This is a genomic window from Nocardia aurantia, from assembly GCF_009604425.1.
GTDB classification, from domain to species: domain Bacteria; phylum Actinomycetota; class Actinomycetes; order Mycobacteriales; family Mycobacteriaceae; genus Nocardia; species Nocardia aurantia.
Window position 1 is genome coordinate 312,505 of record NZ_WEGI01000004.1, and the last position, 24,157, is coordinate 336,661.

Annotated in this window: 22 protein-coding genes; 12 read left to right on the top strand and 10 right to left on the bottom strand. The window is 70.2% G+C overall.

Translation table 11 applies throughout. The features are described 5' to 3' along the window. Positions 1-140 precede the first annotated feature (140 nt). From NRB56_RS10720 to NRB56_RS38290, 4 genes are all read left to right on the top strand, one after another. On the top strand, positions 141-503 hold the full coding sequence (locus NRB56_RS10720; RefSeq protein ID WP_153340913.1) for a hypothetical protein: 363 nt from the start codon (positions 141-143) through the stop codon (positions 501-503). Positions 504-580: 77 nt separating this feature from the next. Further along, on the top strand, positions 581-1,270 hold the full coding sequence (locus NRB56_RS10725) for a TIGR00266 family protein (RefSeq protein WP_319942816.1): 690 nt from the start codon (positions 581-583) through the stop codon (positions 1,268-1,270). Between the two features lie 41 nt (positions 1,271-1,311). Next, on the top strand, positions 1,312-2,100 hold the full coding sequence (locus NRB56_RS10730; protein ID WP_319942817.1) for an HAD family hydrolase: 789 nt from the start codon (positions 1,312-1,314) through the stop codon (positions 2,098-2,100). A gap of 68 nt (positions 2,101-2,168) precedes the next feature. Beyond that, entirely contained in the window at positions 2,169-2,414 is a 246-nt protein-coding gene (locus tag NRB56_RS38290) for a TMEM175 family protein (RefSeq protein ID WP_194290804.1), read from the top strand. Positions 2,415-2,431: 17 nt separating this feature from the next. On the opposite strand, the gene NRB56_RS10740 is transcribed toward NRB56_RS38290, so the two are convergent. From NRB56_RS10740 to NRB56_RS40460, 6 genes are all read right to left on the bottom strand, one after another. Further along, a complete protein-coding gene (locus tag NRB56_RS10740; protein ID WP_153340915.1) occupies positions 2,432-3,211 on the bottom strand; it encodes a sirohydrochlorin chelatase in 780 nt (259 codons plus the stop codon). Further along, complete coding sequence (locus NRB56_RS10745) at positions 3,208-4,509, bottom strand: sulfate adenylyltransferase subunit 1 (protein ID WP_153340917.1); 1,302 nt, start codon at positions 4,507-4,509, stop codon at positions 3,208-3,210. Before NRB56_RS10745 ends, NRB56_RS10740 begins: the two co-directional genes overlap by 4 nt. After that, entirely contained in the window at positions 4,509-5,450 is a 942-nt protein-coding gene (gene cysD, locus NRB56_RS10750; RefSeq protein WP_153340918.1) for a sulfate adenylyltransferase subunit CysD, read from the bottom strand. The genes NRB56_RS10745 and cysD overlap by 1 nt, the downstream gene beginning before the upstream one ends. After that, positions 5,447-6,163, bottom strand: coding sequence for a phosphoadenylyl-sulfate reductase (locus tag NRB56_RS10755; protein ID WP_153340920.1), 717 nt, complete (start codon positions 6,161-6,163; stop codon positions 5,447-5,449). Before NRB56_RS10755 ends, cysD begins: the two co-directional genes overlap by 4 nt. 13 nt (positions 6,164-6,176) lie before the next feature. Next, a complete protein-coding gene (locus tag NRB56_RS10760) occupies positions 6,177-7,979 on the bottom strand; it encodes a nitrite/sulfite reductase (RefSeq protein ID WP_153340922.1) in 1,803 nt (600 codons plus the stop codon). Between the two features lie 120 nt (positions 7,980-8,099). Then, complete coding sequence (locus NRB56_RS40460) at positions 8,100-8,240, bottom strand: Ms4527A family Cys-rich leader peptide (protein WP_406603458.1); 141 nt, start codon at positions 8,238-8,240, stop codon at positions 8,100-8,102. A gap of 289 nt (positions 8,241-8,529) precedes the next feature. Here NRB56_RS40460 and hemW point away from each other — a divergent pair, with 289 nt between their 5' ends. The 4 genes from hemW (at position 8,530) to NRB56_RS10780 (ending at position 13,018) form a co-directional block, all read left to right on the top strand. After that, positions 8,530-9,690, top strand: a complete 1,161-nt coding sequence (hemW, locus tag NRB56_RS10765; protein WP_319942874.1) for a radical SAM family heme chaperone HemW — start codon at positions 8,530-8,532, stop codon at positions 9,688-9,690. A gap of 320 nt (positions 9,691-10,010) precedes the next feature. After that, positions 10,011-11,042, top strand: a complete 1,032-nt coding sequence (gene hrcA / locus NRB56_RS10770; protein ID WP_153341350.1) for a heat-inducible transcriptional repressor HrcA — start codon at positions 10,011-10,013, stop codon at positions 11,040-11,042. A 76-nt stretch (positions 11,043-11,118) separates the two neighbouring features. Beyond that, positions 11,119-12,270 (top strand): molecular chaperone DnaJ, encoded by a 1,152-nt coding sequence (gene dnaJ / locus NRB56_RS10775; RefSeq protein ID WP_319942819.1) that lies wholly within the window; start codon positions 11,119-11,121, stop codon positions 12,268-12,270. A 7-nt stretch (positions 12,271-12,277) separates the two neighbouring features. Further along, positions 12,278-13,018, top strand: a complete 741-nt coding sequence (locus NRB56_RS10780; RefSeq protein WP_319942820.1) for a 16S rRNA (uracil(1498)-N(3))-methyltransferase — start codon at positions 12,278-12,280, stop codon at positions 13,016-13,018. 279 nt (positions 13,019-13,297) lie between these two features. Here NRB56_RS10780 and NRB56_RS10785 read toward each other — a convergent pair whose 3' ends face one another. After that, the gene (locus NRB56_RS10785; protein ID WP_153340924.1) at positions 13,298-13,720 is read right to left on the bottom strand and encodes a zinc-ribbon domain-containing protein; all 423 of its coding nucleotides are present in this window, start codon (positions 13,718-13,720) and stop codon (positions 13,298-13,300) included. A 158-nt stretch (positions 13,721-13,878) separates the two neighbouring features. On the opposite strand from NRB56_RS10785, the gene NRB56_RS10790 reads away from it, so the two are divergent. Both NRB56_RS10790 and NRB56_RS10795 read left to right on the top strand, forming a co-directional pair. After that, complete coding sequence (locus NRB56_RS10790) at positions 13,879-15,375, top strand: LCP family protein (RefSeq protein ID WP_153340926.1); 1,497 nt, start codon at positions 13,879-13,881, stop codon at positions 15,373-15,375. Positions 15,376-15,452: 77 nt separating this feature from the next. After that, positions 15,453-17,132, top strand: coding sequence for an LCP family protein (locus tag NRB56_RS10795; RefSeq protein WP_153340928.1), 1,680 nt, complete (start codon positions 15,453-15,455; stop codon positions 17,130-17,132). A gap of 7 nt (positions 17,133-17,139) precedes the next feature. Here the strand turns inward: NRB56_RS10795 and NRB56_RS40095 are convergent, their stop codons facing one another. From NRB56_RS40095 to NRB56_RS10810, 3 genes are all read right to left on the bottom strand, one after another. Then, entirely contained in the window at positions 17,140-19,992 is a 2,853-nt protein-coding gene (locus tag NRB56_RS40095) for an SEL1-like repeat protein (protein ID WP_153340929.1), read from the bottom strand. A 203-nt stretch (positions 19,993-20,195) separates the two neighbouring features. Next, positions 20,196-20,663: a hypothetical protein gene (locus tag NRB56_RS10805; protein ID WP_153340931.1), complete on the bottom strand. Its 468-nt coding sequence runs from the start codon at positions 20,661-20,663 to the stop codon at positions 20,196-20,198. Positions 20,664-20,674: 11 nt separating this feature from the next. After that, on the bottom strand, positions 20,675-21,880 hold the full coding sequence (locus NRB56_RS10810; protein WP_319942821.1) for an MFS transporter: 1,206 nt from the start codon (positions 21,878-21,880) through the stop codon (positions 20,675-20,677). 101 nt (positions 21,881-21,981) lie between these two features. Here NRB56_RS10810 and NRB56_RS10815 point away from each other — a divergent pair, with 101 nt between their 5' ends. Together NRB56_RS10815 and NRB56_RS10820 are read left to right on the top strand one after the other, a co-directional pair. Next, positions 21,982-22,899, top strand: a complete 918-nt coding sequence (locus NRB56_RS10815) for a LysR family transcriptional regulator (RefSeq protein ID WP_153340935.1) — start codon at positions 21,982-21,984, stop codon at positions 22,897-22,899. A gap of 163 nt (positions 22,900-23,062) precedes the next feature. Beyond that, complete coding sequence (locus NRB56_RS10820) at positions 23,063-24,136, top strand: PhoH family protein (RefSeq protein WP_153340937.1); 1,074 nt, start codon at positions 23,063-23,065, stop codon at positions 24,134-24,136. Positions 24,137-24,157: the final 21 nt, after the last annotated feature.

A 24,157-nucleotide genomic window follows, 5' to 3' on the forward strand; every position in this document is an offset into this window, starting at 1 on the left:
ACGACGGGCGGGACCGGCGCGACGGACGCTCACCCGCTGGGTGGGGCGCCGTCGTCGTCCGGACAGGTCCGGACGCGCTGCCGAAAAGCCCTGGAGTGGCTATCGTATGGCCTGGTCGGGTAGGAACGAGAGGACATCACATGAGTCATCGAGTCGTTCGCGGTGTCGGCCGCGCCGTGCTGATCGGGGCACTGCCGCTGGCCGTCACGCTGGAGTTGGGCGGGGTCGCGTCCGCCGCACCGGATCCGGTGGTGCGAAACGTCTCTGAGGGTGTACCGCTGGAGGTGGCGACGAATCCCGATGCGCTCGATCACGATCCGATCCAGAACGGTATCGTCGCCGGCGCTCTCGTGGGCGCCACCGGGTCCGGAGTGCTCGGCGCCGCACTGGGTTCCGGAGTCGGAGCGATTCCCGGGGCCGTGGTCGGCGCCCTGTTCGGTGGCGTGACGGGTGGGGTGCAGGGCTACTACAACCCGCGTTCGGTACCGCAGATCCTGCCCTGAGCGATGCGGCGCAGCCGTTTCCGGTGGCATCGGAACTCACCGGGCGGTGGTGATCGCCGGGCGTGCACACTGATCCGGTGGAATCCAGAATCATCGGAACCGTCATGCCCGTGCTCGAGGTCGCGTTGAACCCGGGCGATCGCCTGGTCGCGGAGGCCGGGCAGCTGTCGTGGATGACCGAGTCGATCCAGCTGCACACCTCGACCCGGTCCGCCGCCGGCGGCATGATGGGCGCGATGCGCCGGGCCTTCGCCGGAGCGGGCTTGTTCATGACCGAGTACACCGCCGCGCAGCAGCCGGGCCGGGTCGCCTTCGCGACGAAGCTGCCCGGGCAGATCATGCCGGTCCCGGTGCAGCCCGGCGCCGAATATCTGGTGCACCGGCACGGATTCCTCTGTGCCACCGAGGATGTGCAGATCGGGCTGAGCTTCCAGCGGCGGCTCGGCGCGGGCATCTTCGGCGGCGCCGGATTCACCCTGCAGCGCCTGGGCGGTCACGGCCACGCGTGGGTCGAATTGTCCGGTGAGGTGGTGCAATACAACCTCGCGCCCGGTGAGACGCTGCGGGTGCATCCGGGTCACGTCGGCATGTTCGACGCCTCGGTCTCCTTCGACATCACCGTGCTGCGCGGTATCCGCAACATCCTGTTCGGCGGCGACGGCCTGTTCCTGGCCCAGCTCACCGGCCCGGGGCGAGTGTGGTTGCAGTCGTTGACGATCGCCAACCTCGCGCACGCGGTCGGGCCGTATCTCGCCACGAGCGGGTAGTCCGCCGTAAGTGCATCTGTACGGTCGGGGACAATGAGCAGGTGGACGCCGCCAGACCCGAGTTGATCGCCCTCGACGTGGACGGGACCCTGCTGGAGACCGGCTCGCCGGCCTCCCCGCGCGTGCGCGCGGTGGTGCGGGCCGCGGTCGAGGCGGGCGCGCACGTGGTCGTCACCACCGGGCGCACCCTGCTGTCCGCCCGGCTGGTGCTGGAGGAACTCGGCCTCGCCGAGGGAAACGCGTTGTGCTCCAACGGCGCGGTGCACGTGGACATCTCGACCTGGGAGCCGCGCGCGCTGCACACCTTCGACCCGGTGCCCTCGGTCGGTGTGCTGCGCGAGCTGTTCCCGGACATGGTCCTCTCGGTGGAGAAGGTGGGCATCGGCACCTGGGCCACCGGCTACTACCCGGGTAGTTTCCGGCTCGGCGAGTTCCGTTTCGTCGAGGACCGCGATCTGGGCCGGGAACCCACGACCAGGCTGAACGGCTGGTGGCCCGGCGGCAGCCTCGCCGAGATGGTGGAGGTGATGGGGGCGGTGCAACTGCCCGGCGCCGGCTGGGTGCACGGCGAGCACGAACCGTGGCTGGTCGCCTCCAAGCACGGCGTCTCGAAGGGCTGGGCGCTGGAACGCCTGCGCGAGCAACTCGGCATCCCGCACGCGGCCACGCTGGCCGTCGGTGACGGCTACAACGATCTCGAAATGCTCTCCTGGGCAGGTCATTCCGTCGCCATGGGCAACGCCGTCGACGCCGCGAAGGCCGTCGCCGACGAAATCGCCCCCGACGTCACCGCGGACGGCGTCGCCACGGTGCTGGAACGCTGGTTCTGATCATTCACCGCGGATGCGGTTGCGCCACAACTGGGTAAGGTCAGGATCGCGATCGGAAAGTCCGGTCGGTGCGATGCCGAAGCCCCCGTACCGAACGCGGCCTGGAACCCCTGATCTTCTTCTCCGACGCCGTGGTGGCCATCGCCATCACCCTGATCGCGTTGCCGCTGGTCGACAGTGCTCGTGAGGTGGGTTCGTCCGCGGCCGCGCACTTCTTCGCGGAGAACACCGTCGCGCGGCGGGCTGCTGTCCGGCGACTTCAATACCGGATCCACCGCAGGCTGCGATTCGCCACCCTGGTCCCGGCCGAGTGACCTGCCGCCCGGAATGCTCAGGCGGACAGAGGCAGCGGAACGGTGACGGCGGTGCGGTAGCGGTCGAGGACCACGTCGACGACCGCGCGGTGCGCGCCGAGCGGGTCCGCGAAGCGGTGACCGATCGCGACGTCCCGTAGCCGGTCGGTGAGGCGGCCAGGGGCCAGGAACCAGGGGGCGACCACGATGCGGGCACAGCCTCGCTCGCGGAGCCGGGTGATCGCCTCGGGGAGCGCGGGTGCCGTGGTGGCGAAACAGGTTTCGGCTCGCCATGCGGTGCCGGCGACGAGCGGGCGGACCAGGCGGTGCGTGCGCTCGTTCGCCGCGGGGGTGGAGGCGCCGACGGCCGCGACGGCGATGCCGAGCGCCGGATCGCGCGGGTCGGCGCCGGTTTCCAGGATCCGGTCGCGCAGCGCGCCGATCAGCCGCGGGTCGGGTCCGAGCACCTGGGCCTGGGTGACGGACAGGAACGGATGCCGGGCGCGAGCTGCGGCGAGCAGGCCCGGCAGGTCCACCCGCGCGTGGAAAGCGTTGCCCAGCAACAACGGAACCACCGCCGTTGCCCGATGGCCCGCGGCGGCAACGGCGTCCACCGCCCGATCCACCGACGGTGCGTTCAGGTCCAGGAAGGCCGGATACACCGCGAGTTCCGGGCGCGCGGCCGAGATCGCCGCGACCACCTCGGAAACCGTTGCGGCGGAACGGGGGTCGCGGCTGCCGTGGGCCACGAGCACGAGTGCCGGCCCGGCGGTCCGGGGCAGGGACCGGCCGGGGAGCTGCGGGACCGTCGGCGTCATCGCGCGGCCGGGGCTCCGACCTCGACGGCGGTCAGGGCGTCACCGACCAGTCCCGCGGCCAGCGTGTTGCCGCCGGCCGGATCGATCAGCAGGAAGCTGCCGGTGTGCCGGTTCAGCCGGTAGTCGTCGGCCACGATCGGATCGGCGACGCGCACCGAGATGCGACCGATGTCGTTGAGCGACAACGATTCCGGGCTCGGATCGGCCGCCAGGTTCTGCTCGTCGAAGCGTTCGATGAGCGCGCCGACGATGGCCTGGGTGGTGCGGGTGCCGTGCTTGAGCAGCAGCCGGGCGCCGGCCCGCAGCGGCTTGTCGCCGAGCCAGCAGACCGTGGCGTCGAACGAGTCGATCGGCTCGGGGGCGTCCGCGACGGCGGCGATCACATCGCCCCGGGAGACGTCCACGTCGTCGGCCAGGACCAGCGTGACGCTGCGGCCGGGCTGTGCGGACGACAGCTCCCCGTCGGGGGTGTCGATGCGCTCCACGGTGGTGCGGGTGCCCGAGGGCAGCACCACGACCTCGTCGCCCTTGGCGACGACGCCCGCGGCGACCTGACCGGCGTACCCGCGGTAGTCCGGATGTTCGGCGGTCCGCGGCCGGATCACGTACTGGACCGGAAACCGCAGGCCGACCCGGTGCCGGCCGAAGCTGTCGGCGTCGACCGGTACCGATTCCAGATGCTCGATCAGCGAGGGCCCGTTGTAGAAGGGCGTCTTGTCCGAGCGGGAGGCGACGTTGTCGCCGTGCAGCGCGGACACCGGGATCTCCTGGATGTCCTCGGCGGCCCAGCCGAGAGTGGTTGTCAGCTCCCGGAATTCGGCCCGGATGGTGTCGAAGACCGCGGCGGGGTCGTCGACCAGGTCGATCTTGTTCACCGCTAGCACCAGCTTCGGCACGCCCAGCAGCGCCATCACCGCGGCGTGCCGCCGGGTCTGCTCGATGACGCCCTTGCGCGCGTCGACGAGCAGGATCACCAGCTGCGCGGTGGAGGCGCCGGACACCGTGTTGCGGGTGTACTGCACGTGGCCCGGTGTGTCGGCGAGCACGAAAGACCGTGCGGGCGTGGCGAAGTAGCGATACGCCACGTCGATGGTGATGCCCTGTTCGCGTTCCGCGCGCAGCCCGTCCACCAGCAGCGACAGATCCGGCGTGGCCAGGCCCTTGTCGACCGAGGCGCGGGTGACCGCGTCGATCTGGTCGGCCAGTACGGATTTCGTGTCGTACAGCAGGCGTCCGACCAGTGTGGACTTGCCGTCGTCGACACTGCCGGCGGTGGCCAGTCGTAACAGGTCGGACATCAGAAATAACCCTCTCGCTTGCGATCTTCCATGGCGGCCTCCGACACCCGGTCGTCGCCACGGGTGGCGCCGCGCTCGGTGAGCCGGGAGGCGGCCACCTCGGCGAGGATCGCCTCGTTGTCGGCGGCATCGGAAATGATTGCGCCGGTGGTGGATCCGTCGCCGACGGTGCGGTACCGCACCGACTTCACCAGCAGTTCCTCGTCGTCGCGCGGACCGCCCCAGCTGCCCGGGGTCATCCACATGCCGTCGCGCAGGTACACCGGCCGCTCGTGCGCGTAGTAGATCGTGGCCAGTTCCACGTTCTCCCGCGCGATGTAGCGCCAGATGTCCAGCTCGGTCCAGTTCGACAGCGGGAACACCCGCACGTGCTCGCCCGGCGCGTGCCGGCCGTTGTACAGATTCCACAGCTCGGGCCGCTGCCGCTTCGGATCCCAGCGCCCGAACGCGTCGCGCAGCGAGAAGATCCGCTCCTTGGCGCGCGAACGCTCCTCGTCGCGTCGCCCGCCGCCGAAGACCGCGTCGAACCGGTGCTCGGCGATGGCGTCCAGCAGCGGGACGGTCTGCAGCGGGTTGCGGATGCCGTCCGGCCGCTCCTGCAACCGGCCGTCGGCCAGATATTCCTCGACCGACGCGACATGCAGTCGCAGCCCGTACTTCTCGACCACGCGATCGCGGAAGTCCAGCACCTCCGGCAGATTGTGCCCGGTGTCCACGTGCAGCAGTGCGAACGGCAGCGGCGCGGGCCAGAAGGCCTTGAGCGCCAGGTGCAGCAGCACGGTGGAGTCCTTGCCGCCGGAGAAGAGGATCACCGGCCGCTCGAACTCGCCCGCGACCTCGCGGAAGATGTGGATGGATTCGCTCTCCAGCGCGGAGAGGGTGTCGAACTCGTCGAGCGCGGCCAGCACGTCGGTGTCACTGGTGATGTCTGCTGTGGTCATGACTGGTGCAACCCGCATTCGGTCTTGGCGAGGCCGGCCCAGCGGCCGCTTCGCGGATCGGCTCCCGGTTCCGGTTTCCGCGTGCACGGAGCGCAACCGATGGACGGATATCCCTCCTCCACCAAGGGATTGACGAGGATGCCGTGTTCGGCGATGTAGCCGTCCATCTCGTCGTCGGACCAGGCGGCGATCGGGTTGATCTTCACCAGGCCGAAGCCCTCGTCGAAGGAGATCAGGGGAGCGTTGGCGCGGGTCGGCGCCTCCACCCGGCGGATACCGGTGACCCAGGCGTTGTAGCGGGTCAGCGAATTGCCCAGCGGCACCACCTTGCGCAGCCGGCAGCACTCGTTCGGCTCGCGCTCGAAGAGGTTGCGGCCCAGCAGCGAATCCTGTTCGGCCACGGTGTGTTCCGGCGTCACGTTGACGATGTTCACGCCGTACACCAGCTCGGCCGCGTCGCGGGTGCCGATGGTCTCGGCGAAGTGGTAGCCGGTGTCCAGGAACAGGACGTCGACGCCCGCGCGGACCTGCGCGGCCAGATGCACCAGCACCGCGTCCTGCATGTTCGAGGCGACGATGTAACCCGGGCCGAAGGTTTCGTCGGTCCAGCGCAGCAGGTCGGCCGCGGTGGCGTCCGGACCCAGTCGCGCCGCACCGTCTTCGGCGATCCGCCGCAGCTCGGACTCGGACAGCTTCTCCAAAGTGGTTGCCATGTTCGAAACTCCGTTACCGTAGATCTGCTTCGTCGGTGCGGACGGCCCACTGGGCGAACCGCTCACCGGCGGTCCGGCCCTTGACGAAATTGCGCACGACGCGCTCGATGTAGTCGCCGACCTCGTCGCCGGTCACCTTGTGCTGACGCAACTTCCGGCCGAAACCGCTGTCGAGGCCGAGGCTGCCCCCGAGGTGAACCTGGAAGCCCTCGATCTGATTCCCGTCGCCGTCGTCGATCAGCTGGCCCTTGAAGCCGATGTCGGCGATCTGGGACCGGCCGCAGGAGTTCGGGCAGCCGTTGATGTTGATCGTGATCGGCACGTCCAGCTGCGCATTGATGTCGGCCAGCCGCTGTTCCAGCTCGGGCGCGAGCACCTGCGACCGCTTGCGGGTCTCGGTGTAGGACAGCTTGCAGAACTCGATACCGCTGCACGCCAGCAGGTTCCGCCGCCACATCGACGGGCGGGCGTGCAGGCCCAGCGGTTCCAGCTCGGCCATCAGCTGCTCGACCTTGTCGTCGGCGACGTCGAGCACGATCAGCTTCTGGTACGGGGTGAACCGGACGCGGCCGGCGCCGGCGCGGTCCATCGCGTCGGCCACCGCGGTCAGCACGGTGCCGGAGACCCGGCCCGCGATCGGGGTGAAGCCGACGGCGTTGCGCCCGTTGCGAAGTCGCTGCACGCCGACGTGGTCGATCGGCCGCTCCGGCCGCGCGGGCGCCGGGCCGTCGATCAGCTTCCGCTTCAGGTACTCGTCCTCCAGCACCTGCCGGAACTTCTCGATGCCCCAGTCCTTGACGAGGAACTTCAGCCGCGCCTTGCTGCGCAGCCGCCGGTAGCCGTAGTCGCGGAACAGCGCCACGACCGCCTCCCAGACCTCGGGGACCTCGTCTAGCGGCACCCACGCGCCGACGCGCTGCGCCAGCATCGGGTTGGTGGACAGGCCGCCGCCGACCCAGAGGTCCAGGCCGGGGCCGTGCTCGGGATGCTCCACGCCGACGAAGGCGACGTCGTTGATCTCGTGCACCACGTCCTGCTGGCCGGAGATCGCGGTCTTGAACTTGCGCGGCAGGTTGGAGTACTCCTTCTTGCCGATGTAGCGGCGCACGATCTCCTCGATCGCCGGGGTGGCGTCGATGATCTCGTCGAGGGATTCCCCGGCCAGCGGCGAGCCGAGCACGACGCGGGGGCAGTCGCCGCACGCCTCGGTGGTCTGCAGGCCGACGGCCTCGATGCGCTTCCAGATCTCCGGGACGTTCTCGATCTCGATCCAGTGGTACTGGACGTTCTCCCGGTCCGACAGGTCCGCGGTGTCGCGGGCGAACTCGGTGGAGATCGTCCCCAGCGTCCGCAGCTGCTCGGTGTTCAGCGCGCCGCCGTCGCAGCGGATGCGCATCATGAAGTAGCGGGCCTCGAGGATGTCGATGTTGTCGTCGCCGGTCCAGGTGCCGTCGTAACCCTGCTCACGCTGGGTGTAGAGGCCCCACCAGCGGAACCGGCCGCGCAGATCGGCCTTGTCGATCGAGTCGAAGCCGCCCGGCGCGTAGATGTTCTCGATGCGGGCGCGGACGTTGAGCGGGTTGTCGTCCTTCTTGCTCTGCTCGTTGGGATTCAGCGGCTCCCGGTAACCCAGGCCCCACTGTCCCTCCGACTTGCGGCGTACCGGTTTGCTCGCGGTGCGCTGGCGTGGCCCGGAGACCTCCTCGCGCGGGCGGGCCCGGCGTTCCCGGGCGGCGGCGGCACGCTCCCGCGCGGCATGCTCGCGCGCGCTGTTCACGGATTCTGGTGTGGGACCGGCGTCGGTGCTCGACGTCATAGGGTCGCTCCTGCGATGTGGATCAGGCCTGACGACAGGGGGGAGGGGCTGGCTCACGCCTGGCGGTGACACGGCCGGGGAGTGTGGCGCCGGAAAGAGGGCACCGGAAGAAAGGCCGGACTACCGGAGGCGATCCGGCAGACAGCAGGCGCTGCAGACACGCTTGTAGTCGACGTGGCGACGTGCCACCAGTCGGACTCCAAGTTCGGTCATGGTGCCTATTGTGCCATGTGAACAGGGTCTTTCCGACCGGGGGTCCATATTTTCCTTCAATTCGGGGGAAATCCCCTGGACGAGCGTCCCAAATTGTGAGATCGGTCATATGACGACCGTCCGGTTGCCGTCTTACGCCGTCGAACGGACATACCCGGCGGGGCTGTCGGGCGGCGGCGACGCGCCGGGGCGTCACACCCCGTCGCCGGGCGCGCCGTTGTGCGGCGGGAATCCGCCCCTGCGCGGAACCCGACCGGCGACCGTTCACACTGGTGGGGTGAGTTCGCTGACCCCGCTACCGGCCGCCGCCGCGCCGGCCACCGAGGCGCTCGAACCGGTGTTGCGTGATTTCGGCACCGGGCCGTTCGGTATCTACGTGCACGTACCCTTCTGCGCGACCCGGTGCGGCTACTGCGACTTCAACACCTACACCGCCGGTGAACTGGGCAGTTCGGCCTCACCGCAATCCTGGCTGGCTGCCCTTCGTGGCGAGTTGTCCACCGCCGCAGAGCTTTTCGCGGAACTGCCGAGCCCGCAGCCGGAGGTGTCGACGATCTTCGTCGGCGGCGGCACGCCCTCGCTGCTCGGCGGCGACGGCCTGGCCGAGGTGCTGGCCGCGATCCGCGCGCACTTCCCGCTCGCCGCGGACGCCGAGGTGTCCACGGAATCGAATCCGGAATCCACCTCGCCGGCGTTCTTCGAGCGACTGCGCGCCGCGGGCTTCACCCGGGTGTCGCTGGGCATGCAGTCCGCCGCGGAGCACGTGCTGCGCGTGCTGGATCGCACCCACACCCCGGGCCGGGCCGTCGCGGCGGCCGGGGAGGCGCGGGCCGCCGGATTCGAGCACGTCAACCTCGACCTCATCTACGGCACCCCCGGCGAGACCGACGCCGACCTGGACGCGTCACTGGACGCGGCGCTGGCCGCGGGCGTCGACCACGTGTCGGCCTATTCCCTGATCGTCGAGGACGGCACCGCGCTGGCCCGCAAGGTCCGCCGCGGCGACCTGCCCGCCCCGGACGACGACGTGCTCGCCGCCCGCTACGAGCTGATCGACCGCCGGCTGTCCGCGGCGGGCCTCGAGTGGTACGAGGTCTCCAACTGGGCCGCGGGCCCGGACGCGCGCTGCCGGCACAACCTCGGTTACTGGGACGGCGGCGACTGGCTCGGGGCGGGGCCGGGTGCGCACAGTCATCTCGGCGGGGTGCGGTGGTGGAACGTGAAGCATCCCGCCCGATACGCCGATCGGGTCGGCGCGGGAGGCTTGCCGGCGGCGGGCTGGGAGACCCTCGGCGCCGGCGAACGCTACCTGGAACGCGTCATGCTGACGGTCCGGTTGCGCAGCGGACTGCCGCTGGCGGATCTGGATCCCGCCGGGCGCACCGCCGCCGAGCAGGTCGTCGCCGACGGCCTGGCCACGCTGACCGGCGAGCGCCTGGTCCTGACCGACCGCGGCCGGCTGCTCGCCGACGCCGTGGTCCGCACGTTGCTGACATGACGCCGAGGAGGGAAACGATTCGTGAATTCGCTGTCGGGCGATGATCTCCGCGCGCGATTGTTCGCGCAGCTGGATCGGGGTGCGCGAGGTATCGGCGCGCCGCCATTTAAACTGGATTTCGGATGAACCCGGGAATCCGTGTCAACCACTCGCGCAGCGAGGATGTCGACGACTCGTACAGCGAGGATGCCGGCGCCTCGCTCGGCGAGGATGTGGACGACTCGTACAGCGAGGATGTCCACGGCTCACTTCGCGAGGATGTCGACCGCTCGCGCGTGGACGCGGGCGCGGGGATTGAGGCGAACGAGGAGGTGGGGCCCATGTCGAGTACCGAGCAACGGCGACTCGAGGTCCTGCGCGCGATCGTCGCGGACTATATCGCGACCAAGGAGCCGATCGGCTCGAAGAGCCTGGTGGATCGGCACAATCTCGGCGTGTCCAGCGCCACGGTCCGCAACGACATGGCGGTGCTCGAGGCCGAGGGCTACATCACCCAGCCGCACACCAGCTCCGGCCGCATCCCCACCGACAAGGGCTATCGCCAGTTCGTCGACAACATCTCGGAGGTCAAGCCGCTGTCGGTGGCCGAACGGCGCGCCATCCTCGACTTCCTCGAGAGCGGCGTCGACCTGGACGACGTGCTGCGCCGCGCGGTCCGGTTGCTGGCCCAGCTGACCCGGCAGGTCGCCATGGTGCAGTACCCCACGGTCTCGGCGTCCACGGTCCGCCACCTCGAGGTGGTCGCGCTGAACCCGGCCCGGTTGCTGCTGGTGGTCATCACCGACACCGGCCGCGTCGATCAGCGGCTGGTCGACCTGGGCGCGATCATCGACGACGACGATCTCGCCGTATTGCGCGCGATGCTGGGGTCGGCGATGGACGGTAAGCGGCTCGCGGTCGCGTCCAAGATGGTGGCCGAGTTGCCCGATCGCTCGCCCAGCCGACTGCGCGACGTGCTGATCCGGGTGTCCACCGTGCTGGTCGAGACGCTGGTCGAACATCCCGAGGAGCGGCTGGTGCTGGGCGGCACCGCCAATCTGACCCGCAACGGCGGCGATTTCGGTTTCCCCGGATCGCTGCGCGCGGTCCTGGAGGCGCTGGAGGAGCAGGTGGTGGTGCTGAAGCTGCTGGCCGCCGCGCAGCATCCGGGCACCGTGACGGTACAGATCGGCGAGGAGACCAAGGTCGAGCAGATGCGCGGCACCTCGGTGGTGTCGACCGGGTACGGTGTGCCCGGTACCGTGCTCGGAGCCATGGGGGTGCTCGGCCCGACCCGCATGGACTACCCCGGATCGATCGCGTCGGTCGCCGCGGTGGCGAGGTACATCGGTGAGGTGCTGGCCGAACGATGAACGTACTGCGGCACGACAGGGCAGCTGGGACGCGAATCAGCTGCGGCACATATTCGGAACAGGACTAGAGACTCACGTGGCACGGGACTACTACGCAATTCTCGGCGTCGGACGCACCGCGACCGACCAGGAGATCAAGCGCGCCTACCGGCGGCTGGCGCGGGAACTGCACCCCGACGTCAACCCCGACCCGGAAGCGCAGGAGAAGTTCCGCGACGTCTCCGCCGCCTACGAGGTGCTGAGCGACCCGGAGAAGCGGCGCATCGTCGACATGGGCGGCGATCCGCTGAGCGCCGCCACGGCCGGCGGGTTCAGCGGCGCCGGATTCGGCGGTCTGGGCGACGTGTTCGAGGCGTTCTTCGGCGGCATGAACACCGGCGGCGCCCCGCGCGGCAAACCGCGCGGCCGGGTGCAGCCCGGCGCGGATTCGCTGCTGCGGACTCGGCTTTCGCTGGCCGAGTGCGCGGTCGGCGTCACCAAGCATCTGACCGTCGACACGGCCGTGCTGTGCGACGTGTGCCAGGGCGCGGGTACCAACGGCAACTCCAAGCCGGTGCGCTGCGAGACCTGTGGCGGCGCCGGCGAGGTGCAGACGGTGCAGCGCTCCTTCCTCGGCCAGGTGATGACCTCACGGCCGTGCCCCACCTGTCGCGGTGCGGGTGAGACGATTCCGGATCCGTGCCGCAAGTGCGGTGGCGACGGCCGGGTGCGGGCCCGCCGCGAGATCGCCGCGCCCATTCCGGCCGGTGTCGCGAACGGCATGCGGGTGCGGCTGGCCGCGCAGGGCGAGGTCGGGCCGGGCGGCGGTCCCGCCGGTGACCTGTACGTCGAGATCGTCGAGCAGCCGCACGACACGTTCGTCCGCGACAGCGACGATCTGCACTGCACGGTCCGCGTTCCCATGGTCGACGCCGCGCTGGGCACCACCGTCGTGGTCGACACCATCCTCGACGGCCCCACCGAACTGACCATCCCGCCGGGCACCCAGCCGGGCGAGGTGTCGGTGCTGCGCGGCCACGGCATGCCCAAGCTGCGTTCCACCTCGCGCGGCGACCTGCTGGCCCACCTCGACATCGTGGTGCCGGCCAAACTCGACGCCAAACAGGTCGACCTGCTGCGCAAGTACAAGGCGCTGCGCAACGGTGAGCGCTCCGAGGTGTTGACGGCCGGATCGGAACACAACAGCGGCCTGTTCGCGCGCCTGCGCGCGTCCTTCAGCGGCCGCTGAAACATCCGTGGCCGCAACGGTTTTCTACCTCGACGAGATTCCGGAGCCCGGTGGGGTAGCGGTGCTGGACGGCCCGGAGGGCCGGCACGCCGCGACCGTGCGGCGCATCCGGGTCGGCGAGCCGATCACGCTGTCCGACGGCGCGGGCCTGCTCGCGGAGTCCGAGGTGATCGCCACCGGCAAGGACCGGCTGGACCTGCGGGTGTCGAATCGTGTTGTCGCCGAACGGGTCACACCACCGGTAACGATCGTGCAGGCCCTGCCGAAATCGGACCGCTCGGAACTGGCCGTGGAACTGATGACCGAGGCCGGCGCCGACACGATCGTGCCGTGGCAGGCCGCCCGATGTGTCGCCGACTGGGAACGCAAGGCGGACAAGGGCGTCGAGAAATGGCGGGCCGCGGCCCGCGCGGCCGCCCGGCAATCCCGCCGCCCATACATCCCCGGCGTGACCGGTCTGCATCGGACCGCGGACGTCGTGACGCTGATCCGTGCGACCGTGGCGGACGGCGGCACGGCCGCCGCCCTGCACGAATCCGGTGCGGGCCGGTTCACGGACCTGCCGTTGGCCACGGCCGCCGGCATCGTCCTGATCGTGGGCCCCGAAGGCGGCCTGGACGACTCCGAGATCACCGCCTTCGGCGAGGCCGGAGCGCATGCGGTCCTGCTGGGCCCGACCGTCCTGCGCACCTCCACGGCGGCCGCGGTCGCCCTGGGCGCGCTCGGTGCGCTGACCGCTCGCTGGTAGGGGGCGCGACGCGCGCGTTGCGGACTTCCGTCACCTCACCCGCGCGCGGTGTCGACCGTCACCGACGGCTCAGGTGTGCTGCGCCGGGCGATCGGTGCCGATGATCACGTGGCCGGTCGCACCGAGATGTCCGTCGGCGCCGCGCCGCAACGACATCGTCCGGCGCAAGCGTCGGGGCCGATCGAGTCGAGAAGCGGCCGATCGAATGCGGGTGCCGGGTCGGCCGACCTGTTCCCCGCGGGCGAACGGCGATTCGCCGCTCACCTGCTCCAGGTCGGCTCAGCGCTGCGGGTACGGGTACGGCGGTTGTTGCTGCTGCTGATAAGGCTGTTGCTGTTGCGGGTAGCCCGGTGACGGGTACGGCTGCTGCTGGGGCATCGGCTGCTGCAGCGGCAGATTCGGCTGCGACATCGCAGGGGCCGGTGCGCCCCACTGCTGCTGGGGCGCCTGCTGCTGCGGCGGCACGCCCTGCGCCAGCGCCAGCATTTCCGGCACGCGCTCCTTCGGGACGTCCGAGCCGGCGCCGCAGAACGTGCACTGCAGGGTGTGCTTGGTGCTCAGCGGAATCAGCGGGATGAAGAACAGAGTGAACCAGGTGACGACCTTGCGCAGCGTGTGCGCCGACGGATTGTGACAGTTGCCGCACACCAGAGTGATGATGGCCAGTTGCGTGACGCTGCGGCGCCAGCCCCAGATGAGCATGGAGAACCCCCGATAGGTTGCAAGTTGACCGGCCGGACTGTACTCGCGCCGTAGCAGTAGTGCCAGTGCCGGGAACGGTCCATACGGCCCCGGGTGCGGTGGTGACGGGCCACACAGCGCGCGGCACGATGTCCGATCCGTCCTTACCATCGGATGGTATGAGGATCGGTCGGCGGGGTTCGGCCACAGCGGAATCCGGTGCCCCGAAGCCGGACTCGGAGGGCGCCGGTCCGTTGCCGTCCGGATCGGCCCGGCACCGGTGGGCGCTCGCCGGCCGGATGGGGGTACGGGCGCTCGCCGCACTGATCTCGCTCGCGATCCTCGCCGGAACCGGCTGGGCGTGGCGAAGCTATCACACCGCGCTGACCGATGTCATCGTCTCCCAGGCGCTGCAGGACGCCCCGCGCTCACCGGGAGCCGATCGGAACATTCTCGTGATGGGCCTGGACAGCCGACTGGACGAGCACGGAAAACCGCTGCCGCAGGACATGTACGACGCGTTGCACGCCGGCGACGACTCCGTCGGCGGCCACAACGCGAATGTTCTGATCCTGCTGCACATTCCGGGCGACGGTTCGCGCGCCACCGCGATCTCGATCCCACGCGACGACTACGTCGCGCTGGACGCCGCCGCCTGTTCCGCGATCACGTGCAGGGGAAAGATCAAGCAGGCGTACGGTTTCGCCTACGCGCGAGCCAAGTCGGCGCTCTCCGCCACCGTGACCGACCAGGCCGATCTGGAGCAGCGTTCCCGCGACGCCGGGCGCAAGGCCCAGATCGCCACGGTCCGAGCGTTTCTCGGCGGTGTGCCGATCGACCACTTCGTCGAGGTGACGCTCGTGGCCTTCTTCCAGATCGCCGACGCGGTCCAGCCGATCACGGTCTGCCTCAACGAGAACACGACCGACCCCTACTATTCGGGCGCCGACTTCCGTCGCGGCGTCCAGCAGATCGACGCCGCACAGGCGATGGCCTTCGTGCGGCAGCGCCGCGATCCGCATCCGAGCCTGGATTTCACCGATCTGGACCGCACCCGGCGGCAGCAGGCCTTCATCGTCTCGGTGGCACGCAAACTCCAGGACGCGGGCACGCTCACCGATCTGGGCACGGTCTCGGGCCTGCTGACGATCGCCCAGCGCAACCTCGCCGTCGACGCGGGCCTCGATCTACCGCAATTCGCTTCGCAGGCTTCGGATCTCATGGCCGGTGGGCTGTCGCTGTACACGCTGCCGATCCAGGGATTCGGCACCACCGCCGCGGGTGAGGACGTCAATCTGGTCGATCCGGCCGGGATCCGCGGCATCGTGCACAACCTGATCGATCCCACCGGACCGGACGGCTCCCCGTTGTCCAGCCTCGCCGGCGGAGCGCCCGGAGGAGCCGTGCCAGGAACCACGGCGCCCACCTCGTCCGGGGCGAGCACCGCCCCCGGCGGGACTACCGCGTCCGGGACCGCCGCGTCGGGTGGGACCACCACCGTGCCGGGCGAGACCACCACGCCCGACGGGGCCACCGCCCCGGGCGGCTCCACTGCGCCAGGCGGGACCACCGCGCCCGCGCCGCCGCTGGTCTCCGCCACCGCGCCCGGGGCCGCGGCGCCCGCTGTGACCGATCTGTCCAGCATGGATGCCAATGGCATACCCTGCGTCAAGTAGGTCCGGGCGCGGTGGCGCATGTGAGACACCACTACCGGCTCGGCAGTCACGGGTATTGATCCCTATATTCGGTCTGTATGGCGCGCGCAGGTGAGTATCCGCGAAGACAGACGGACCCGGTCGATCCGGCAACCGTCCCGATTCGGCCGTACACCGCACCTCGCCGCCCGCGCCGGCGACCCCGCCGCCGCACCTCGCCCGCGCTGATCGCGGGCCGATCCGTGGTCGCCCTGGCGGCCGTGCTCGTCCTGGTCGGCACCGGGGCGGTCTGGCGCGGCTACCACGCGGCGCTGGACGGGGTGACGACCTCGCAGGCCCTCGACGACGGCCCGAAATCCGCCGGCGCCGACCAGAACATTCTGGTGATGGGCCTGGACAGCCGCCTCGACGAGCACGGGAATCCGTTGCCGCAGGACATGTACGACGCGCTGCACGCCGGCGACGACAGCGAGGGCGGCTACAACTCGAATGTGCTGATCCTGATGCACATTCCAGGCGACGGTTCCAAATCGACCGCGATCTCCATCCCGCGTGACGACTACGTGCCGCTGGACCCGGCCGCCTGCGGCGGTTCCACCTGCAAGGGCAAGGTCAAGCAGGCGTACGGCCTGGCGTATCAGGCGACGAAGGACAAACTGACCTCGACGGTCAAGGATCCGATCGAACTGGAGCAGCGCTCCCGCGACGCCGGCCGCAAGGCCGAGATCGCCACGGTCCGTACCTTTCTCGGTGGCGTGCCGATCGACCACTTCGTGGAGGTGACCCTCGTCGCGTTCTTCCAGATCGCGCAGGCGGTGCAACCGATCACGGTGTGCCTCAACGAGAACACCTCGGACAAGTTCTTCTCCGGCGCCGATTTCCACAAGGGCGAACAGCAGATCGACGCCGAGCAGGCGATGGCCTTCGTCCGGCAGCGCCGCGACCCGGATCCGAATCTGAACTTCACCGATATGGACCGCACCCGGCGGCAGCAGGCGTTCATCGTCTCGCTGGCCAAACAGTTGCAGGACAGCGGCACCCTGACCAATCTCGGCAAGCTGCGCAGCCTGCTCGACATCGCGAAACAGAACATCGCGATCGACAGCGGCCTGGATCCGATGCAGTTCGCCCAGCGCGCCTCCACCATGATGTCCGGCGGCATGTCGCTGTTCACCCTTCCGGTGGTCGACTTCGGACAGGACGATCTCGGCGAGGACGTCAACATCGTCGACATCCCGACGATCCGTGCCACCGTGCGCGAACTGCTCTCGTCGCCGGGCTCCGCGTCGAGCAGCGGCACGCCGACGAGCACCGGGGTCGTGACGGTCCCGATCCAGGCGGCCTCCGGGGTGACGGTGAACGTGGTCAACGGCTCCGACGAGACCGGCCTGGCCCGCAAACTCGAACTGGCGCTGGTGAATCGGGGCTTCACCGCCGGCGACGCGATCAGCGGGAGTTCGCGCAACACCACCACGATCACCTACGGCACCGGCGCGGACGCCGCGGCGTCGGCCCTCGCCGACCAATTCGGCGCCACCGCGACCAAATCGTCCGCGGTGGACTCGCACACCGTCACCGTCACCATCGGCGCCGATGCGGTCGGCAACGCCACGATCACCGCCATGGCCGCGAGCGTGCCCGACGACCCCACCTCCGCGACTCCCACGACGACCACGCCACCCCCGGCGCCGGTCTCGGCGACCGCGACGGGTGCCAACTCACCGGCCCCGACGGACCTGTCCTCGATGGAATCCAGCAAGGTGCCCTGCGTGAAGTGAGTTCGGATCATCGCTCGCGCATTCTCGCGGCGACCTCGTCCGGGTCGATCCCGGCCGCGAGCGGGTCCGCGGTGACTCCGAAGCCGGCAGCCTCGCGAAACCAGTCCGCGGCCTCGGCGGATTCGCCTCGCGCGGACAGCATTTCGGCGAGCTGGTACATCCCGTACGGGTCCCCTGCCCGCGCGGCGCGCCGGCACCAATGCTCAGCTTGCTCGGTCTCGCCACGCGCTTCGTACCGATAGGCCAGATTGCGCATCGCCGCCGTGTCGGCGGATTCGGCGACCCGGCGGTACCAGTCCTCGGCCGCGTCCGGATCGCCACGCTCGGCCAGGATCGTGCCGAGGCTCCCCATCGCTATCGCGTCGCCGGCGGCCGCGGCCGTGCGGTACCAGCGTTCGGCCTCGTCCAGCATGCCCTGGTCCTCGAGCAGCGCCCCGAGCGAAAGCGCGCCGATGGCTCCACCCTCCACGAGGTACCATTTCGCGGCTTCGGTGGCGGCGCCGCGGGCTGACAGCAGAGTGCCCAAGGTCCACGCCGCCTCCGCGACGCCGGCTTCGGCGCTGGTCCGAAGCCAGGGCTCGGCAGCCGATAATTCGTTGCGGTGGAACAGGATTCGGCCGAGCCACAGGGCAGCCTCCGGATTCCCGGCTGTGGCCGCCGCTCGGATCCACACCTCCCCGCCGTCCGGATCGCCACGTTCGCGCCGCGAGAGGCCCAGATTCAGGCTCCCTTCGGAGCGTCCGGCGTCGGCGGCCTGCCGGTACCAGTCCTCGGCCGCGTCGAGTTCGTCCTGGGCGGACAGCAGGTCGCCCAGATTGACCATCGCCATCGAATCACCTTCCGCCACAGCGCGGCGGTACCAGGGTTCGGCCTCGTCGCCGCGACCGTGCCGATGCAGGAATGCCCCCAGCCGGAACATCGCGCCGGCGTCTCCGGTATCGGCGGCCCTGCGGTACCAGAGTTCGGCCTGGGCCTGCTCGCCACGAAGCTGGAGCTGCGCACCGAAATCGGCCATCGCCTCGGACGATCCGGCGTCGGCCGCGGCGCGGTACCAGGTGTCGGCCTCGGAATCGTCACCCCGGGCCGTCAGTAGGCGGGCGAGGTGGTGCATGGCAGGCGCGATCGTCGCCGCCGCGGCTTCCCGGTACCAGTGCTCGGCTTCGGCCACATCGCCGCGCTCATCCAGCAGGCATCCCAGCTGGAACATGGCTTGGCTGTTGGCGTTTCCTGCCTCTCGGCGGTACAGCGCCTCGGCCTCCGCGTCGGCGCCGCGCTGCTCCAATATGTATCCGAGGTGCTCGACGGCATCCGGATCGCCTGCCGCCGCCGCCTTGCGGAACCAGGTTTCCGCTGCGGCGAGATCGTCGCGATCCAGAGCGAAGAAGCCGAGATTCGTCATCGCGTCGGCGTTGCCGGTCCGCGCCACCCGCTCGTACCAGGTCTCCGCCTCGGCCGATTCGCCGCGCCGCTCCAGTAGCGCACCGAGGTTGTACATACCCAACGCATCATCCGATGCCGCCGCGCGCCGGTACCAGCGCTCGGCTTCGGCGGTGGCGTCACGCTCGTCGAACAGGAAACCCAGGCGGACCATAGCCCCGGTATCGCCGGCCTCGGCGGCCCGGCGGTACCAGAGCTCGGCCTCGTCCGTGCGGCCCGACTCCTGCAGCAGCCAGGCCAGCGAGGACATGGCCCCGGCGATACCGAGTTCGGCGGCGCGGCGGAATTGGATCTCGGCCTCGTCGAGGTCGCCTTGTTCGTACAGGGCCACCGCGAGGGTGTGGATCGCGTGCGGGCTGCCCATGTCCGCGGCGCCCCGCAGCATGCGCACCGTCTCGGGCCGGAGCCCGCGCTGATACGCGCTGTATCCGACGGCCATCAGGATGTCCGCGTCGGCCGACTCGGCTGCCACGGCCCAGAAGTCGGCCGGGATCGGACGCACCCGGTGGTCCTGGCCGTCGTCGGCGGCGGTCAGATAGTCGAACGGTCGATAGCCGCGAATATCGTTGTCCGCGTGCTCGTCCCGGTCCAGCCAGCTGGTGTACAGCGCCGCCACCCGTCCGGTCTCGGCACTCGGGACGCGCGCGTCGGTAAGGGCGGCTCGCCAATCCGCCTCGGTGACAGCCAGTTCCGGGCGTTGCCGGCGCAGGGCCCGATCGGCGAGGTCGAGCAGGGTGGGTTCCGGGATCGGATCCGGCCGGCCGGTCCGTGCCCAGTCGATCGCGACCTGGATCAGGAGGTGCCACGGCGGGTCGCTGAACCGGGCGTCGTCGTACCGGCGCAGCAACTCCGGTGCGCCGGCCAGTAATTCGGCCAGTCCGTGCTCCTCCAGCGGCCGGCCCGGATAGGCGGCCGCCGCCGCGGCCTGCTCCTGTTCGTCGTCGCTGGTCGGCGCCAGCTCGATGACGACCGCCTGATTGAGCAGCATGCGCGCGTTGCGGTTGAGCTGTCCGGTATCGCGGCGCAGCAGTTCGCGGGCCTCCGAGCGCAGCGTCGCCACCATCGGCGTTCGCGCCCGACCGGCGGCCAGCCGGGCCAGCAGGGCCGGGGTCAGCGGCTTGGCGTGGATCAGATAGCGATCGAGATCGTCGAACCACACCGCGAGCGTCTCCGGGATGCCGGTGATCCGAGGGTGCGTGACGAGCACCGGCAGCGCGCCCGGCGCCGGCACCAGCAGTCGGGCCCGCGGGACGTGGGCCCGCAACGCTTCGAATGCGGTGCGGCTCTTGCCCGCTTTGGACGGGCCGACCACGAGCACCAGCCGGTCGCCGTCGAGCGCGGTGGCCAGGCGTTCGTCGACCCGGTGACTCGTGCGCGGCACGTAGGGGTCCTGCTCGCCGTAGCGGCCGACGGTGCCGACCACCGACGGAGTGACGCCGAGCAGATACGGATCGGCCGTGGCGACCTCCGGTAGTCCACCGTCGCCGTACCATTCGAGCAGTTCGTCGAGATCCGGTGGCGGTCCGGCCGTCGGTCCGATGGTGAGATCACCACCGACGACGACCCGGGACAGCGTGATACCCGCGGCCCTGATCCCGTCGCCGGGCGCGGTGGTCCGGGGTTGCTCTACCGCGCCGTCGGAGGGTCCGTCGGCAACCGGACTCCCGCCCGCACATCGCTGATGTCGATGCTGCCGTGCACGGTGGTGTCGACTGCCCGGACACCGCTGCCGGTGGACAGTACGTCGCTGATCCGCAGCGCGTCGGCCTCGATCCGTGCCAGGTCGACACCGATCGCCGCCGCGGCATCGGCCTCGTGGGCCCGCACTGCGGCAATCAATTTCTGTGCCGCCGCGAGCAATTCGGCATCCTCGTCGGCGCCGGCGGCCGACAGGTCCTCGGCCAGGGAATCGCGCTTCGCGATCGATTCCGGCTTCTTCTCCACCGGGGTGAGATCGACCTCGCGGTACCGGCCGGTGATCAGGCTCCGGACCACACGGTAGGCATCGGAGATCGCTTGCTTCGCCGTATCTTTCAGACCCGCCGCCGCGCCGGTGGCAATCGCGGTGGCGACGATGGTCGTCAACGGTTCCATGCCCGAACAGATTACCGGGCGGCGCGCTCCCCGGTGGCCGCGATCGCGATCAGGGCCGCGGCCACGACGGTGAGTGCCGCGACATACCCGGCCAGACCGGCCCACCCGTACCGGCCGAACACCACGCCCGCGAGCGCGCCGATCACGGAACTGCCCGCGTAGTAACAGAACATGTACAGCGAACCGGCGGCCGACCGGTTGCCGATCGCGGCCGTCCCGACCCAGGCCCCGGCCACTGTGTGCGCGCCGAAGAAGCCTGCGGTGCAGAGCAATACGCCGAGCAGGACCGCCGGCAGGCGGTCCGGCAGGGTGATCAGTACCCCCGCGCACATGACGGCCACGGAGATCATCAGCACCCGGACGCGGCCGATCCGGTTAACCCAGCGGCCGGCCAGTGTCGAGGTGACCGTGCCCGCGAGGTACAGCAGGAAGACGAATCCGGCTACGCCCGGCGACAATTCGAACGGCGACCGGGTCAGCCGGTAGCCGAGGAAGTTGTAGACCGAGACGAATCCGCCCATCAGCACGAACGCCAGCCCGAACAGGGCGAGCAGCGTGGGGGAGCGCAGCTGGGTACCGAGATCCCTTGTCAGCGAACGGATTCGCAGCGGCTGCGGGTCGGCGGGCCGCGGTGCCGGTAGTGCCCGCAGGAACCACACCGCGCAGGCGGCCGCCGCCACCGCCGCGGTCTCCGCCGCCCACCGCCACGGCATCACCTCCAGCGCCAGCGCCGGCAGCACCCGGCAGCCCAGGCCACCCAGGGTGGTGCCCGCGATGTACACGCCCATCGCGGCGCCGAGCCGGTCGCCGTGGATCTCCTCGGCCAGATAGGCCATCGCCACCGCGGGCACGCCGGCCACGACCAGGCCCTGGAGCGCGCGCCCGGCGAGCAGCACGTCCAGGTTCGGGCTCCAGGGCAGCAGCAGCCCGATCAGCGCCGAACCGGCCGTGGACGCGATCATCACCCGCGCGTGCCCGAACCGGGCCGACAGTGCGCTCACCGGCACGATCGCCAGCGCCAGCACTCCGGTGGTCAGCGAGACCGCCGACGCCGCGCGGGCGGGGGTCGCCCCGAACGCCGCCGACAGGCTCGGCAGCAGCGCCTGCGCGCTGTACATGGCCGCGAAGGTGGTGACGCCGGCGGCGAAGGCGGCCCTGGTGACGCGGCGCTCGTGGGCGGCGATGGACGGAGCGGGAGCGATGGCGGTGCTGGTCACCCCCTCACCCTCCGACCGTGGCTTCCGCAGCGGAAATGCATAATGATGCTCGAATTGATGCGCCCGGCGCATTAGTGGAGACGGCAGGGCGGAGCGGCAGCATGACGAGTGACGAGTTGCACTGGTTCACCACGCTGGCCGAACTCGAACATGTCGGCGCCGCCGCCGACCGGTTGCACGTCTCGCAGCCCACGCTGTCACGGATGCTGGCCCGGCTGGAGCGCCGGCTCGCGGTCCGCTTGTTCGACCGGCACGGAAAACGCTTGGCGCTCAACGAGTTCGGCCGCGTCTACTACGAGCACGCGCGCCGCGCCCGCGCCGAACTGGAGGCCGCCGACCGCGCCCTGGCCGACCTGGCGAATCCGGCGCGCGGCGTGGTGCGGCTGTCGTTCCTGCATTCGGTGGGCGCGCGACTGGTCCCGCAGTTGATCGCCGACTTCCGGCGCGGCTCCGGCCGGGTGACCTTCACCCTGGACCAGGACGGCGCGGAGGCGGTGACCGGCCGGGTCCTGGACGGCAGCGCCGACCTCGGCATCGTGTCCCCGCGCCCGGTCGAATCGGGGCTGGCCTGGCGCGCGCTGCTGCGGCAGCGGCTGGCACTGGCCGTGCCGCCGGATCACCGGCTCGCCGGCCAGCGCCGCATCCGGCTGGCCGAGGCCGCCGACGCCGAGTTCATCACCACCCATCCCGGCTTCGGGATGCGCCGCATCCTCGACGACCTCAGCGCCGCCGCCGACCTGCGGCCGCGGATCGCGTTCGAGTGCAGCGACCTGATCACCGTGACCGGCCTGGTCACGGCCGGTCTGGGCGTCGCCATCGTGCCGCTCGAGGATCCGGCCCGCCCCGCCGCGCCCGGCCCGGTGCTGATCCCGCTGGCCGATCCCGGCGCGACCCGCACGGTCGGCCTGATCTGGTCGGTGGCCGCCGTACCCTCCGACGTGGTGCGCGCCTTCCGTGATTTCGCCGGAGAGTGGGCCGCCGGACGCGCCGCGGACGCGCGCATCGTCGCACGCCCGTGACCTGCGGGTTGCGCTTTATTCACTGGGCGGTGTCGGTGCCGCGCGTTAGACTTTTGTCACCGATGAAAGATGTTCGAGGCCGCACCCGCCGGTCTCGAGACCGGAAAGCAGGCCAGAGCAACTTTTGCGAACAACAGGTGATAATGGCGACTCGACCACGCCGATGACCGGTCTCGTGGCCGACGACAACGGCGGAAGCCCCGCCGCGCGGACAGTGCGCTCCAGTATCGAACTAGCTCCGGAATCAGTCTTCGGCTTCCTCGGGTCCGCCGACGAGAACCTGCGTGAACTCGAACGGCTGCTCGACGCCGATATCCACGTGCGCGGCAACTCGGTCACGCTGACCGGCAAGGCGCCCGACGTGGCACTCGCCGAGCGGGTGATCGAACAGCTGGTGGCCCTGACCACCCGCAACCGCATGGTCACCCCGGAGGCGGTCCGGCACACCTTCTCGATGCTGACCGAGGGTTCCTCCGACTCCCCGGCGGAAGTTCTCAGTCTGGACATCCTGGCCCGGCGCGGCAAGACCATCCGCCCCAAGACCCTCAACCAGAAGCGCTACGTCGACGCGATCGACCACCACACCATCGTCTTCGGCATCGGCCCGGCGGGTACGGGCAAGACGTACCTGGCCGTGGCCAAGGCGGTGCAGGCGTTGCAGAACAAGCAGGTCACGCGGATCATCCTGACTCGTCCCGCGGTCGAGGCGGGGGAGCGGCTGGGCTTCCTGCCCGGCACGCTGAACGAGAAGATCGACCCGTACCTGCGCCCGCTGTACGACGCGCTGCACGACATGATGGATCCGGAATCCATCCCGAAGCTGATGACCGCGGGTGTCATCGAGGTCGCGCCGCTGGCCTACATGCGTGGCCGCAGCCTCAACGATTCCTTCATCATCCTGGACGAGGCGCAGAACACGACTCCGGAACAGATGAAGATGTTCCTGACCCGGCTCGGCTTCGGCTCGAAGGTCGTGGTCACCGGCGACGTCACGCAGATCGACCTGCCCGGGGGCACGGTCTCGGGCCTGCGCCGCGTGAGCGAGATCCTCACCGACATCGATGACATCCACTTCGCCGAGCTGACCTCCAAGGACGTGGTGCGGCACCGGCTGGTCGCGGAGATCGTGGACGCCTACGACCGCTACGAGTCGGAGATGCAGCCTCAGGTCGGCGCCACGCACTACCCGGGCAACCGGGCGCAGCGGCGGGCCGCCGAGCGGGGCGGACGGCGCTGACGGTGCCGGTCGCCCCGGCGC